Annotated in this window: 12 protein-coding genes and 2 tRNA genes; 6 read left to right on the top strand and 8 right to left on the bottom strand. The window is 70.7% G+C overall.

Going from position 1 to position 13,679, the window contains the following annotated elements:
• Positions 1-113: 113 nt before the first annotated feature.
• Positions 114-1,445, top strand: a complete 1,332-nt coding sequence (locus ABGB05_RS17750) for a helix-turn-helix transcriptional regulator (protein WP_347654520.1) — start codon at positions 114-116, stop codon at positions 1,443-1,445.
• 237 nt (positions 1,446-1,682) lie between these two features.
• The gene (locus tag ABGB05_RS17745) at positions 1,683-3,128 is read left to right on the top strand and encodes a tyrosine-type recombinase/integrase (RefSeq protein WP_347654519.1); all 1,446 of its coding nucleotides are present in this window, start codon (positions 1,683-1,685) and stop codon (positions 3,126-3,128) included.
• A 93-nt stretch (positions 3,129-3,221) separates the two neighbouring features.
• On the opposite strand, the gene ABGB05_RS17740 is transcribed toward ABGB05_RS17745, so the two are convergent.
• The 4 genes from ABGB05_RS17740 to ABGB05_RS17725 all read right to left on the bottom strand — a co-directional run bounded on the left by ABGB05_RS17740 (position 3,222) and on the right by ABGB05_RS17725 (position 5,719).
• Positions 3,222-4,385, bottom strand: coding sequence for a site-specific integrase (locus ABGB05_RS17740; protein ID WP_347654518.1), 1,164 nt, complete (start codon positions 4,383-4,385; stop codon positions 3,222-3,224).
• A gap of 378 nt (positions 4,386-4,763) precedes the next feature.
• A tRNA-Arg gene (locus tag ABGB05_RS17735) sits at positions 4,764-4,836 on the bottom strand.
• A gap of 34 nt (positions 4,837-4,870) precedes the next feature.
• A tRNA-Ser gene (locus ABGB05_RS17730) sits at positions 4,871-4,961 on the bottom strand.
• Between the two features lie 521 nt (positions 4,962-5,482).
• The gene (locus ABGB05_RS17725; RefSeq protein WP_347654517.1) at positions 5,483-5,719 is read right to left on the bottom strand and encodes a hypothetical protein; all 237 of its coding nucleotides are present in this window, start codon (positions 5,717-5,719) and stop codon (positions 5,483-5,485) included.
• 97 nt (positions 5,720-5,816) lie between these two features.
• On the opposite strand from ABGB05_RS17725, the gene ABGB05_RS17720 reads away from it, so the two are divergent.
• Complete coding sequence (locus tag ABGB05_RS17720; RefSeq protein ID WP_347654516.1) at positions 5,817-6,590, top strand: hypothetical protein; 774 nt, start codon at positions 5,817-5,819, stop codon at positions 6,588-6,590.
• On the opposite strand, the gene ABGB05_RS17715 is transcribed toward ABGB05_RS17720, so the two are convergent.
• The gene (locus ABGB05_RS17715; RefSeq protein WP_347654515.1) at positions 6,551-7,456 is read right to left on the bottom strand and encodes a CPBP family intramembrane glutamic endopeptidase; all 906 of its coding nucleotides are present in this window, start codon (positions 7,454-7,456) and stop codon (positions 6,551-6,553) included. The genes ABGB05_RS17720 and ABGB05_RS17715 overlap by 40 nt on opposite strands.
• 171 nt (positions 7,457-7,627) lie before the next feature.
• Between ABGB05_RS17715 and ABGB05_RS17710 the strand changes: the two genes are divergently transcribed.
• A complete protein-coding gene (locus ABGB05_RS17710; protein WP_347654514.1) occupies positions 7,628-8,743 on the top strand; it encodes a globin domain-containing protein in 1,116 nt (371 codons plus the stop codon).
• Between the two features lie 93 nt (positions 8,744-8,836).
• On the opposite strand, the gene ABGB05_RS17705 is transcribed toward ABGB05_RS17710, so the two are convergent.
• The gene (locus ABGB05_RS17705) at positions 8,837-10,363 is read right to left on the bottom strand and encodes a peptide deformylase (RefSeq protein ID WP_347654513.1); all 1,527 of its coding nucleotides are present in this window, start codon (positions 10,361-10,363) and stop codon (positions 8,837-8,839) included.
• Between the two features lie 425 nt (positions 10,364-10,788).
• On the opposite strand from ABGB05_RS17705, the gene ABGB05_RS17700 reads away from it, so the two are divergent.
• Together ABGB05_RS17700 and ABGB05_RS17695 are read left to right on the top strand one after the other, a co-directional pair.
• Positions 10,789-11,568, top strand: coding sequence for a ferric iron reductase (locus ABGB05_RS17700; protein WP_347654595.1), 780 nt, complete (start codon positions 10,789-10,791; stop codon positions 11,566-11,568).
• Between the two features lie 295 nt (positions 11,569-11,863).
• Positions 11,864-12,574 (top strand): class I SAM-dependent methyltransferase, encoded by a 711-nt coding sequence (locus ABGB05_RS17695; protein ID WP_347654512.1) that lies wholly within the window; start codon positions 11,864-11,866, stop codon positions 12,572-12,574.
• Positions 12,575-12,643: 69 nt separating this feature from the next.
• Here the strand turns inward: ABGB05_RS17695 and ABGB05_RS17690 are convergent, their stop codons facing one another.
• Both ABGB05_RS17690 and ABGB05_RS17685 read right to left on the bottom strand, forming a co-directional pair.
• Positions 12,644-13,186, bottom strand: coding sequence for a YbhB/YbcL family Raf kinase inhibitor-like protein (locus tag ABGB05_RS17690; RefSeq protein ID WP_347654511.1), 543 nt, complete (start codon positions 13,184-13,186; stop codon positions 12,644-12,646).
• A gap of 115 nt (positions 13,187-13,301) precedes the next feature.
• Positions 13,302-13,640, bottom strand: coding sequence for a hypothetical protein (locus tag ABGB05_RS17685; protein WP_347654601.1), 339 nt, complete (start codon positions 13,638-13,640; stop codon positions 13,302-13,304).
• Positions 13,641-13,679: the final 39 nt, after the last annotated feature.

Here is a 13,679-nt window from a genome sequence, read left to right as displayed (position 1 = left end):
CACCCGCCCGCCCGACCGGATCGAAGACGTCGCCGGGCAGGGTGCAACCTGCTTGCACAACCCGCAAACATCGGTCACGCTCAAACTCTCGCCATCGTGGATGGAGGTGCCGGATGAGCACCCGGACCGCGTGGACCACGATGCCGGCCGTCGCGCAGGCAGCCAGCAACGGCGACTACGGCGCCGTGCTGCGCACCGCGCGAGTGGCGGCCGGGCTGAACCTGGAGGAGGCCGCTGCCCTGGCCGGGTTCTCCGCCTCGACGCTGAGCCGGATGGAGACCAAACGCAACCGCCACTGGGACGTGCGCGAGTTGCGCCGCCTGGCCGAGGTGTTCGCCATCCCGGCGCACCTGTTCGGGCTGTCGCGATCGACCTTCGACACCGGCGCCGATAGCCTGAGCACAGGTGTCGATGAGGATGGTGACCCGATGCGCCGACGCGACCTGATCGCGACGACCACCGCCGTAGTGACCGGGGCGCTGGTCCTGCCCCTGAACCAAGCCGCAGCCGCGCACGGGATGGCCGACACCGTCGAGGACGTGCTGTTCGGCAGGGTCAGCGTCGCGCCGATTCCCGGCAATCAGCTGGCCGCGCAGCTGGCCGCAGCCCGCGCCGACTTTCGGGCCACCCGCTACACCCAGCTCGCCCGCCGCCTGCCCCGGCTACTCGCGCAGGCCATCGCTGGGCGTGAGGCTGCCGCCGTCGACGAGGTGCCGCTGGCGGCCGGCCGTCTGGCCCAGGCGTACAACGTGGCCACCCAGCTGCTGATCAAGCTGCACGACAACGGTATGGCGTGGGCCACCGCCGACCGCGCGGTGCAGGCCGCCCGTGGCGGCGACGACCCGATGGTGCTGGCCGAAGCCCGACGTCTGGCCGCGACCGTGATGCGCCGCACCAAGCACCGCGACGGTGCGCAGAAGCTCATGCTCGACGCCGCCCGATCGCTGCAGGTCGACACCGGCCTGCCCGATGCCGCCCACAGCGCCCTCTACGGCCAACTGCTGGCGGCGGCCTCCTACACCGCGGCGGTGCGCGACGACCGCGAGACCGCCTGGGCGCTGCTCGGTGAGGCCGAAGACGCCGCTCGTCGCGTCGGCAGTACCAAGGCGGACCGGTTCAACATGCTCGAACTGGCCGTCTACAAGATCAGCGTGTCGCGGGTGCTCGGCGACTACGGCAGCGCCGTCGACTACGCCCGGCTGGTCGACCCCGCCCGCATCGTCTCCCCGGAGCGCCGCGCCCGGTACTGGGAGGACACCGCTCTGGCACTGCACGGCCGGGGCCGCCCGCAGGCGACTTTCCAAGCGCTGCTGGCCGCCGAACGCGACACCCCGCAGGAGGTCCGCTTCCGCCCGTGGGCGCAACAGCTCACCACCGACTTGCTGACCCGCAGCCACAGCCTCCCAGGCGTACGCGAGTTCGCCAGCCGCGTAGGCGTGGCCTGACCCGTCCCGGCGCGTGCCCACCGATCCGCTAATGCGACAGAGCCGCTTGCCTACCCCGTTGCCTCCTCCAGTCCGAATCCCGGGCCAAGACCGAATCCCGGACAACGAACTGAACTGAAGCTCTTACGCGCGCCGGACGGCTCGTAGTCGACGGAAATCGTGAACCAATCCGGAAACCGATTTTTACCCAATCTCCCTGGGTGAGGGTGTGGCCACCACCAACAAAGGGAGAAAACGATGAAAAGCCAGGGTGCGATTGTGAAGCGGTGCGGCTGTCTGGACCCAGCGACCGGGCGGACGCTGGGCAAGAGCTGCCCAAAGCTGCCGGAGCCTGACCACGGAAGCTGGTACTTCCACTGCTCCACGCGGAATCTGCTCGGACAGGCCGAGCGGGTACGTCGCGGTGGGTACGCGTCGGAGGCGGCCGCGCGGAAGGCCCGCGACGAACTCCTGATCCTGTCTCGCGAGCAGCAGGCCGGCCGGTCGTGGACGGTCACCCGGTGGTTGCGGTACTGGCTGTCGACTAGGACCAGGATCCGGCCGACGACCATGATGCACTACACGCGCGATGTCGAGGGATTCCTCGTCCCCCACGTCGGACACCTGATCCTCGGCGACCTGACCTCCCGGCAGCTCAACGCGGCGTTCGCGCAGATCGCCGCCACCCGCAACCGGTCCGGCCAGCCCCAGACGCCGTGCACGCTGCGGCACCTCCACACGACCCTGCGGGCCGCGCTCAACGCCGCCATCCGCGAGGGCCTGATCGTCGACAACCCCGCCCGGCGGGTAGAACTGCCCGCCCAGGAGCGTCCCCTGGCACGGCTGTGGACCGAGAACAGGGTCGCTGAGTGGGAAGCCACCGGCGAGCGGCCGTCCGTCGCGGTCTGGACACCGGTCCAGCTCGCCGCGTTCCTCGACGACGTCCGCGACGACAACCTGTTCGCCCTGTGGTGGCTGATCGCCCTGCGCGGGCTGCGCCGCGGCGAAGCCGCCGGCCTGCGCTGGACTGAGATCGACCTGCAAGCCCGCCAACTGTCCGTCGTACGGCAGCGCACCACCGCCGGCTACAACGTCCACGAAGGCCCACCCAAGTCCGCGACCAGCCGCCGCACCATAGCCCTGGACCGGCACACCGTGCGGATACTCCGTCAGCACGCGGAAAAGCAACGCTACCACCGCACCTGCCGAGCCGAGGGCGGGAAGGTCTGCCACGACAGCGGCTACGTGTTCACCAGCCCCGACGGGCTGCCCGTCCATCCCGGCTACCTCACCCAACGCCTGCGGCTCCTGGTCGACCGGGCCGGGCTACCGCCGATCCGGCTGCACGACCTCCGCCACGGCGCCGCCACCCTCGCCCACGCCGCCGGCGCGGACCTCAAGACCATCCAACATCAGCTCGGCCACGCCACGATCCGGATCACCGCCGACACCTACACCACCAGTCTCCCCGCCACCCAACACAAGGCCGCCGAAGCGACCGCCCACCTCGTCCTCAACGCCGGCAAACCCGGTGCCGAGATGCGACCACCCGCCCGGCGTCGCGACAGCCGAAAGCGACGCCCGACAACAACCGCGAGGACGAAGTCCCTCTCCGAACGGGACCGGCAGGTGCCGCCAAGAGCCGACGGCAAGATCGACATGCAACCGAATCCCGCGGGCCGACGCAGACGCGGAACTCGCTGATCAACCTCACCCACCGAACGGCCTGCCCCGAAGCCAGGAACCCCTTCGCTTGCTTCTGGGCAGGCCCCACCCGGGAAACGCCCACCTCAGAGATCAGGCTTGGTAGGCCCCCGCCAGGGACGCCCTGACCCGCACATGCTGTAGGAGGAGTTCGGCCGACGCCCGTACCGCCTGCTTGGCCATCTGCTTGAACACGCAGATGTAGGTCTCGATGGTGGTCAGCGGGGTGTTGTGGCCCATGTCCTCCTGGATCTGCTTCAGGTCCACCCCGGCGGCCGAAGCGATCCCCGCGGCGCCGTGCCGCAGGTCGTGTAGCCGGACCGGCGGCAAATCCAGCTCCTTGACCAGCTTCGCGAAACGGCGGGTCAGCCAGTCCGGGCGTACCGGCCGCCCATCCTCGTGCAGGAACACCCGCTGCTTCGGGTCGACCCGGCCGAACCGCCGACGCTGCCGGTGCCACAGATCCGTCAACAACCGCACGCTGAACCCGTCCAAAGCCAAGGTCCGCACCCCGGCTGCCGACTTCGGCGGACCCAACCGCTCCACCCCACGCACGACGACCACCTGTTCCCGGATGGTCAATTCGCCATCGGTCAGGTTGATGTCCTCCCACCGCAACCCGGCGATCTCGCCCCGGCGCGGCCCTCGCAACGCCACCAGCCACCACAACGCGAACAGCGGATCGGTCTGCACGGACTCCAGGAACCGGCCGACCTGATGCAGCCCCCACACCGCCACCCGAGGGCGCACGCCCGTGTTGTTCCAGGCCTTCTCCCGCTCGGCGTCCCAGACCACCGCCCGCGGGCGCGCCCCGTTCGGCAGCCGCAGTCCCCGACCGGGATTGCGGTCGATCACGCCCTGCCGCCGCGCCGCGGACAGCGCGCTGCGCAGCACCGCACGGATACCGTTCAGCGTGCCCGGAGAGATCAACCGTCCACCTCGAACATGGCGGTGCGAGATCCGGTCCATCGCCCGCTGGGCATCCCGGGTGCGCAACTTCCGCATCTGCAGGTGCCCGAGCTGCGGAATGAGGTAATCGGTCACGATGCCGCGGTAGTTGACCATGGTCGTGGGACGCAGCCGCCCCTCGTTGTCCGACAGCCAGAACTCCAGCCAACGTCTCAGCGTCCACATGCCGGCCACCTCGTGCCCTGGCGTCTCCCTCAGCGCCCAGCAGGCCCGCTCGGCGTCCGCCCGGCTGGTGAAACCGCCGCGGCGCACCCGGACACGCCGCTCATCAACACCGGTCAACTGCACGGCGAAGTACCAGCGACCGTGGTCGAACTCGGCGAGACGCTCGCACCGCACACCCATCTGACGATTGGTCTGCTCGCACCGACAGCCGCACCGCCGGTACACCAGGCCCGACTCGTTAGCTCTAGCCACTCATCCCCCAAGACACCGGGACAGGCTAGGCAGCACACACGTCGTGATCATCAGACGAATGAATCATCAACGCAGCACAAAAGGGCGGATCGGCGTCATCCAAACGCGATTCCGCTGCGCGCCGACCCCGAAAGCCCAGCTCAGCGCAGCCCAACCAGGCCCCTCGTGTGGGTCACAGATGTGACCCACACGTGCCCCACACGCCTCTGAATCCCAGTTAAGCTCGTGAGTATTGCCTGGTAAAACTTGTGCGCCCGAAGGGATTCGAACCCCTAACCTTCTGATCCGTAGTCAGATGCTCTATCCGTTGAGCTACGGGCGCAGGTGCCGAGTCAGTCTACACACCCATCTCAGCGCGGAGACTCCGGGATTCGAACCCGGGAGGGGCTTTAAGACCCCAACCGCATTAGCAGTGCGGCGCCATAGACCAGACTAGGCGAAGTCTCCCTGTGGTCAGCAGACCACGTTGACCGAGGATACAGGGCAGGCCGCCACCGGAGCAAAACGGCTTTCCCGAGCGGGCCCGATCCGCCGTACGACCTCGGCGGTGACCAGCCCCACCGACCCGCCGGCGATCTGCGTCGATTCCCGTCCGGTGCGGAGGCCGCACCGCGACTAGGCTCGGGTGCCATGGAGGAGCAGCCGCCCGCCGAGTCTCCACGCCGCCGTTCACAGCCACGGTCGCCAGGCCGCCCAGAGGTGATCAAGGCCACCTTCGCCCCGCCGGCGGACCCTGACGCTGACCCGGAGGCGGCCCCGTCCTCCGCTCCCGCGCCCCGGCCCCGGAGCCGGAAGACCGCGCCGGCCGTCCTCTTCAAGCCGCCGGCTGAGAGCCCGGAGCCGCCACCGAGCGCTGATCCGAGGCCGCCGGCGGCCGTGCGGACACCACCGCCGACGGCCGTACCGGTCGAGGAGCCGACCCCGGGCGCCGGAGACCGACCGGAAGCCGACGAGGCCGCTGCCGCCGGTCAGAGCGTTCCGCCGTCGGACGCGGCGACGCCCACGTCTGCCGGTGCGGTCCGGAAGGTGGCGAAGAAGGCAACCAGGAAGGCGGTCAAGAAGGCCGCACCAGAGGCGGCCGGAAAGGTGACCGAGGCCACCTCGGCGGGAAACAACCCGCCACAGCCGCCGGAGAGCACCCCGAAGCAGGCCCCCGCCAAGAAGACCACGGCCGCCAAGAAAGCCCCGGCCGCGAGGAAGACCACGGCTGCCGGGGTAGCAGGCTCGGCCGAACTGTCCGGCTCGGCCGGCGAGACTCCGACCAGTGAAGTTCCGACTGGGAAGACTCCAGCCGGGAAGGCTGTGGGCAGGCAGAACGCCACCACGGGAACAAACCTGCTGGAAGATGCAACCGTCGGCGGCGGAAACGCGGCGTCGGGACGTACGCCGGAATCTGGACCGCGACCGTCGGCGGCCCGGTGGATCCTCGACCACCCGGGATACGCCCCCGAACTGCTCGCCCTGGCCGCCGTACAGGCGCTCGGGCCGGAGGCGGCGGCCTGGGCGGCGCGACTGCGGGCGACCTACCCGGCCGCGACCCCGGCCGGGCTGGCCCGGCTCGCCACCCGGCGGTATGTCCGGTTCTCCACCGTCGGGGCGGCCCTCTCGGTCGGCACCGGCGTCCTCGCCCCGGTCGCCGAACTCGTCACACTCGTCTGGTCCCAGACCGAACTGGTGCTCCGGCTCGCCGCCGCGTACGGGCACGACCCGACCGGGCCGGACCGGGCCGCCGACCTGCTGGTGCTGACCCGGATCCATCCGGACCGGCCCAGCGCCCTCGCCGCCCTGGCCGCCGCCGAACGGGTGGGCAACCGCCACCACGTGGAGCCGACCACGGATCCGGCCGACCGGATGACCCAGGCCGCCTGGCGACTCGGCGCGCCGACGCTGGCGCGTACCACCGGGTGGTTGGCGGTGCGGCTGGTCACCCGGCGGCTGCCCGGGACGACGGCGCTGGCCGCCGGCCTCGCCGGCGCGACCGCCACCGAGCGTCTCGCCGCCCGGGCCACGACCCTGTACCGGGCGGCGGTGCCGGGTCAGAGCCAGTCGAACCAGTCGCGGGGCAGTAGCGCATAGCCGACGAAGGCGACCACGTCGAGCAGGGTGTGTGCCACGACCAGCGGCAGCACCCGTCGGGTACGCAGGAAGAACAGCGCGAAGACCACGCCCATCACCGCGTTGCCGAGGAACGCCCCGAATCCCTGGTAGAGGTGGTACGAGCCGCGCAGCAGGGCGCTGGTCGCGATCACCGCCCCGATCCGCCAGCCCATCTGCCGTAGTCGGGTCATCAGGTAACCGACCACGACGACCTCTTCGAGGATCGCGTTCTGCGCGGCGGAGAGGATCAGCACCGGAACCGTCCACCAGAGCTGCGGCAGGCTCGCCGGCACGACGGTGGCGTTGATGCCGAGCTGGGCGGCGACCCAGAACAGGCCGAGGCCGGGCAGTCCGATCACCGCGGCGAGCGCCGCCCCCCAGGCGAGGTCGTGGCCGGGTCGCCGTCGGTCCAGGCCGAGCAGGACCCGCGCCCCGGCGGCTTCCGGCTGGCCTGCGGTCTGGCCTGCGGTCTGGCCGGCGGGTTCCGGCTGGGCCGGGGCCCGGCCGGTGAGGGCCTCGGGGAGGCCCGGGACCCGCGCCGGGTCGAGCAGCAGCCCGGCCCGGTCGCCGACCCGGTCCCGGTTCAACAGGTGTACGGCGAGCAGCACCGGCACCAGCGCGAAGAGGATGCCCAGCAGCTGGTAGCTGAGGTCCAGCCAGGGCCGGGTCGACTGGGAGGCGTTCAGCGTCGCGGTCTGCTGGGACAGTGGCCGGTCGGCGGTCAGCCGGGCGATGATCGTCACCAGCGAGTAGATCGCGGACTGGCCCAGCGACACCCCGAGGACCAGCAGCACCTCGGTACCCAGGACCCGGCGGGTGCGGGGCCGGGCGAGATCAACCGTCACCCGACAACTGTGCCCGATCGGGCCGGCGGCCGGGGTCCGCCGACCGGTTCACCCACCCGGTACGCCCCGATCGCACACTCTGTGCGACCTGAATCAACGCTGAGTGGTCATCCTTGTTCGCGCAGGGCTCCTGACCGGGCTCACGCAGAGCCCCTCGACCGGGAAGGTGTCATGGACAACCTCGCGCAGCTGTTGAAGGAGAGCTGGACCCTTGTCGAGGAGCAGCGGGACAAGCTCGCCGGATACTTCTACGCCCGGATGTTCCTCTCCGACCCCACACTGCGCGCCCTGTTCCCGATCCAGATGGACGGGCAGCGGGACCGGCTGCTGGAGGCGATCGTGACCGCCGTCCAGACCATCGACGACCCGGAGAACTTCGACGAGTACCTCCGCGCCCTGGGCCGGGACCACCGGAAGTACCACGTCAAGCCAGAGCACTACGACACCATGGGCGCCGCGCTGCTGGACGCGCTGCGACAGGCCACCGGCGACCAGTGGAGTGTCGAGTACGACCAGGCGTGGCGGGACGCGTACCGGGCGATCGCGGAGAGGATGCAGGCCGGGGCGGCCGCCGACGAGAATCCGCCGTTCTGGCACGCCGAGGTGATCGGCCACGAGCGGCGGGGCAGCGACATCGCCGTACTGACCTGTCGACCGTTGACCGGACCGCTGCCGTACCGCGCCGGCCAGTACGTCAGCGTCGAGGTGCCGCTGCACCGGCCGCGGATGTGGCGGACGTACTCGATCGCGAACGCGCCCCGCGAGGACCACACCCTGGAGTTCCACGTCCGGTCGGTCGGCGCCGGTTGGGTCTCCAGCGCGCTGGTCCGCCGGGTGCGGGTCGGTGACCTGCTGCGACTGGCCGCGCCGATGGGGTCGATGGTCCTGGACCCGCACTCGGAGCGGGACCTGCTCTGTGTCGCCGGCGGGGTCGGCCTCGCCCCGGTCAAGGCGCTCGCCGAGGAACTGGCCCGGACCAACCGCACCCGGTGGATGCACGTCTTCGCCGGTGCGACCACCCGTGACGAGTTGTACGGCCTCGCCGAGCTGTACGAACTGGCGGCCAACCACCCCTGGTTGTCGATCATTCCGGCCTGCAGCGCCGACCCCGGGTTCGTCGGCGAGCAGGGGGAGATCTCCGAGGTCTTCGCCCGGTACGGCCCGTGGACCACCCACGACTGTTACGTCTCCGGTTCGGCGGCGCTGGTCCGCGCCGCGCTCCGGACCCTGGCCGCGGACGACGTACCGCCGGAGAACATCCGGTACGACGCCTTCGGCGACCTCTAGACCCCTCTAGACCTCCTCTCCCCCCAAGCCGGGTCTCGTGCCCTGCCCGCAGGGCACGAGACCCGGCTCCCCCTCTCCCGGAGGGAGAAGCCCTCAGTAACGCCAGGGGTTGCCGGTGTCCCGGTACTCCTCGATCGGCACCAGCGGCACGTCCGGGTCCATCCGGTCGACGTAGAGCCGCCCCTCCAGGTGGTCGACCTCGTGCGCGACCAGCCGGGCCATGGCGAGTTCGAACGACGTGATCACCCGGGCGCCGTCCCAGCGGGCGTGTTCGACGTCGAGCCGCAACGGCCGGGAGACCAGGCCGCGCAGGTCGAACAGGGAGAGGCAGCCCTCGTACTGCTCGTCGGTCTCCAGCGCGGCGTCGACCACCCGTGGGTTGAGCAGCACCACCGGTTCGGCCTCCCGGTCCGGTGGCCGGACCAGGGCGGCGGCCCAGGGGAGCCCGAGCTGCGGCGCGGCGAGCCCGACGCCCTTGTTGAACGGGTGCAGTTCGTCGAGTCGGGCCAGGGCGGCGCGGAGCCGGGCGACCACGTCCCGGGCGTTCGCCTCGTCGCGGGGCAGGTCGAACTGCCGGGCCGGCTGTCGGAGCAGGTCTGCGCCGAGCTGCACGATGCCGGCGGCGCGCATCCGGTCGCTGGCCCGGGCCGGTGGTTCGGCCGGGGCGGGGGCCGGCGGCGCCGGTTGGGCGCGGTACCGCCATTCGAGGCGGTAGCGGGCGTTGAGCGGCGGTTCGTCGGTGGACCACTCGAAGAGTGCCCGGCCGTCGTCGTCGCGGCGTTGCAACGGGGTACGCAGCGGCCCTTCCTCGGCCGACAGCGAGATCTCCACTCCCCAGACCTGCGGGTCGAGCTCCAACGGCAGGTCGAGGCGGAGCGCGAGCCGCCGGGTGGGCAGCCGTACGGCCCGCTGGAACCACTGGCCCCACTTGTCCTGGCTGACCCGGTACGAGTACTCGGTGGTGACCCGTTCGCCGGGGTAGAGCGGGAACCGTCCGTCGGCGTTCTCGAAGAGCAGCCACACCTCCTTGAACGCGTCCCGGTCGTGCTTCTTGCGCCACTCCATCGACTCACGGGTGCCCTGGTCGTCGCAGTACGCCTGCAGGTCCAGCTCGGCGAAGGTGAGCGGGTTCTCCCGGTGGTGCCGGTTGGACCGGGCCGGGTCGTTGGGGTAGCGGTCGACGGCGATCCGGACCAGGTAGCGGGTCACCGGCTCGGTGCCGGCGTTGTAGAGCGCCCGCCGAATCACGCAGCGGTACGCGTCGTCGTGGAAGGCGAGGGTCGCGGTCTCCTGTTCGACGATCAGTCCGGTGCCGGGCGGCATCCACTGCTCGGGGACCGGCGGGTCCCGGTGGGCGACGGCGGTGGTGCGGGCCTGCCGGAGTTCGTCGTATTCCTGGAAGCGCTGCCAGATCGCGCCGGACGCGCCGAGCACGGCCTCGGCCCGCCGGGCGAAGTCCTCGGTCGGTCGGTGGCGGCGGCCCTCCACGTGGCTGACGTACGACGGGTCGAAACCCATTCGGGCCGCGAGCTGTTTCTTGGTCATGCCCCGCTCGACCCGTCGGCGGGACAGCTCGGCCGCGAACGAGTCGGCAGCCCGTTCGATAGGCGAGGTCGTCATCACATTCCTCTGGCCGGGAATCTCAGTCTGCCGGCCAAGCCGCCCAGTCTGACAGAACTGCCGCGTTCGCGACAATGGCTTGACATTTCGGCCAGCTTCTCTGATCCTCCCCGATCCGCTGACCAACCCCGGTCCGACCCGCCGGGAGTCGCTGTCCGGTCGGCGCCGCCGGATGTGTGTGGGCGGCCGTGGTGGAGTCGATTAGCCGACCGGCGGACGGGAACCTTGGCGGAAGCTCTACGTGATCGCCTTAACTCTGGTTAGCCTAGCCTTAGTAGGCTAGGGTGACGATGAGTTAGTCAACCGGAGGGTGGACATCCCGTGGCACTGCTGGCATCAGGGCAGACCAGGCCGCTGACGGCCGGGGCGCCGGCCGCATGGCGACACTCCACCCCGCGACGCCTTGGCGACTCCGCGTGACCGTCCTGGTCGGCGACCGGACCGCCGCACCCCTGGCTCCGGTGACCGCCACGCTGCGCGCCGCCTTCGGCACCGACGACCTGCCCGGGCTCGCGACCGGCCTGCTCGTCGCCGACGAGCCGGGCTGGTCCCCGGCCACCGAACTGGTCGACGGCACCCGGCTGCCCGAGGTGCTGGCCGCCGCCCGGCAGCGTTGGAACGCCACCCCGCACGCCGCCGCCGCGCTGACCTGGAAGGGCTACGCCTACTGGCTCTGCCTGCCGGTGGCGCTCGGTTGGGCCTCGGCCCGGCGGGTGCCACTGCTGCACCCGGAGAACGTCCTGGTCCATCTCGAGGCGCACCGGCCGCTGCTCAAGATCGGACTGCGGCGTTGCACCACCATCGCGGTGCTTCCGTCGGACCCGCTGGCCCTGACCGACCTTCCCGAGATCCGGGTCGTGGCGGACGAGGCGGAACTCCTGGACGTCCTGCGCACCTCACTGCTCGACGCCCACCTCACCCCGCTGCTCGACGCGATGCACGGCCAGGTCCGGCTCGGTGCCCGTACGCTGCTCGGCTCGGTCGCCTCCGGGGTGGCGCACGGGGTGCTGCGGGCCGCCGACTCGCTGCCCGGCGGCTCGGCGGAGACGATCGGCACCCTGCTGGAGACCCTCGGCGTGGCGGACCTGATCGACCTGGTCCCCGGCCCGGCCGGGGAGTTGACCGTGCAGCGCAGGACCTGCTGTCTGGCCTTCACCCTGCCGCAGCCGAAGGTCTGCACCGGCTGCTGCCTGCGCTCCGCCTGACCGCCGTCGATCTCTTCCGGGCGCACCGGGTCCGCTCCGGCTGTCGGCCGGGACCCTGACGGGGAGGGCGAGATCGACGAACCGACACCGGGTCGTAATCGGGTCGGTACAACCTGCGAGGGCGGTCGAGATATCGTCGGGCTGGTCTGGTAACAAAACACCCCCGAACTGGTCACAACCGAAGTGCAAGTCATGAGTTCGGCTCGCACGAGTGCCCCAATTTCCCTACGGTCGTCGTAGATGGTTCACTCTGTCGGTCCAGTGCAAGTCGAGTCAGAGCGTGAGGAATCGACGCATGGCAGAAATAACTGGAGATCAGCGGGTTCAGGAAGAGGTGCTCGAGGGCCTCGCCACCGCCGTCAACCACCGGCGCTGGTTCGTCGAGCTGGCCCTGCCGTACCTCGGTGACAACGCGATCGAGATCGGCAGTGGCCTGGGCGACTACGCCATCGAGTGGGCCCCGTTCCTGCAGCGCTTCACCGCCACCGAGGCGGACCCGGACCGGCTGATCGCCCTGAAGGAGCGGCTCTCCGGCGAACCGAACATCGAGGTCCGGCAGATGCTGCTGCCCACCAACGAGCAGGGCGACTACAGCGCGGCCGTCTCCTACAACGTGCTGGAGCACATCGAGGACCACGTCGGCGCGCTGCGCAGCATGCGCGGCCTGGTCCGGCCCGGCGGGGCGATCGTCCTGATCGTGCCGGCCTTCGAGTTCGCGATGGGCCCGGCCGACATCGCCACCGGGCACGTGCGCCGCTACACCAAGAAGACCATGCGGGCGGCCCTGGAGGAGGCGGGACTGCAGGTCGAGACCCTGCACTACGCCAACGCGCTCGGCCTGATCGGCTACTACATGGCGACCAACGTCTTCCGGCTGATGCCGAAGGAAGGCCCGATGGTCAAGGTGTACGACACCCTCGTCCTGCCGGTGACCAAGGCCGCCGAGCAGGTGGTCCGTCCGCCGTTCGGCCAGTCGGTCTTCGCCGTCGCCCGGGTCCCCGCCTGACTGTTCGCGGGGCCACGGGCCGGCATCACCCCGATCAGTCCCGGATGGCGATGCCGGCCCGGTTCACCGTCAGCCCTTCACCTGGTACGTCGGGCGGATCACCGCCCGCGCCAGGGTGTGGAACGTCAGGTTGAAGCCGACGTACGCCGGGCTGGCGTCCGGCGTGACCTCGAGCTGCTCGACGTCGAGGGCGTGCACCGCGAAGACGTACCGGTGTGGACGGTCCCCGGCCGGCGGCGCCGAACCACCGTACGACTGCTCGCCGTAGTCGTTACGGACGCTGAACGCACCCTGCACGCCGGCCGACGAGTCGCTTCCGGCGCCCTTCGGCAGCTCGGTCACGTCGGCGGGGACGTTCACCAGCACCCAGTGCCAGAATCCGCTGCCGGTCGGCGCGTCCGGGTCGTAGCAGGTCACCGTGAAGCTGCGGGTCTGAGCGGGAAAACCCGACCAGGCGAGCTGCGGGGAGAGGTTCTGCCCGCCCACGCTGGGGTGCCCGAACTCCGCCGGCATCTGCTCGCCGTCCTGGACGTCCGCGCTGGTCACCGTGAACTCCGGTACGGCCGGCAGCACCGCGTACGGGTCGGGCGGAATCGGTCGGTCAAGGGTCATCGAAAGAGGTCCTTTCAGCGCTTCAGGTGCCCCACCGAATCGGCGGTGCCGGGTCCCTTTCTACCCGTTGACGCGGCCGCCACCCGCCGCACCTCACCCCCGGGTCGCCGACTTCTCAGCGCCCGGGGCATCCCCCGGTCCCGTCCCAGGACCGTCGCTCCGGCAGGTCGTCGACCCATGCCTCCGTCCCCGGCGCGGTGTCGGCGGTACGCCGCAGCTCGGCGGCGGTGACCCCGGGCGGCGGTACGGCCGCCCGACGGTGGATCTCGACCACGAGCGGTGGCTCCGGACGTTCCACCCGGGCCAGGTAGCCGAGCGCGACGGCGAGCGCCTCACAATGCAGTACGCCACAGATCGGACAGATTCCCTCACGGTCCGGGGTGTGCTCGGCGACGATCCGGCGAGCCACCAGGATCAGTCGGTTCCGCACCTGCACCGGGGACAGCAGCTCCATGCATGCCCTCGCTTCACGTCGTCCGCCCACTCGGGGGCA

Origin of the sequence: Plantactinospora sp. B5E13 (genome assembly GCF_039871775.1) — a bacterium.
Lineage (GTDB): Bacteria > Actinomycetota > Actinomycetes > Mycobacteriales > Micromonosporaceae > Plantactinospora.
Note: the sequence above shows the minus strand (reverse complement) of the source record. Positions and strands in the feature narration are given on the sequence as shown.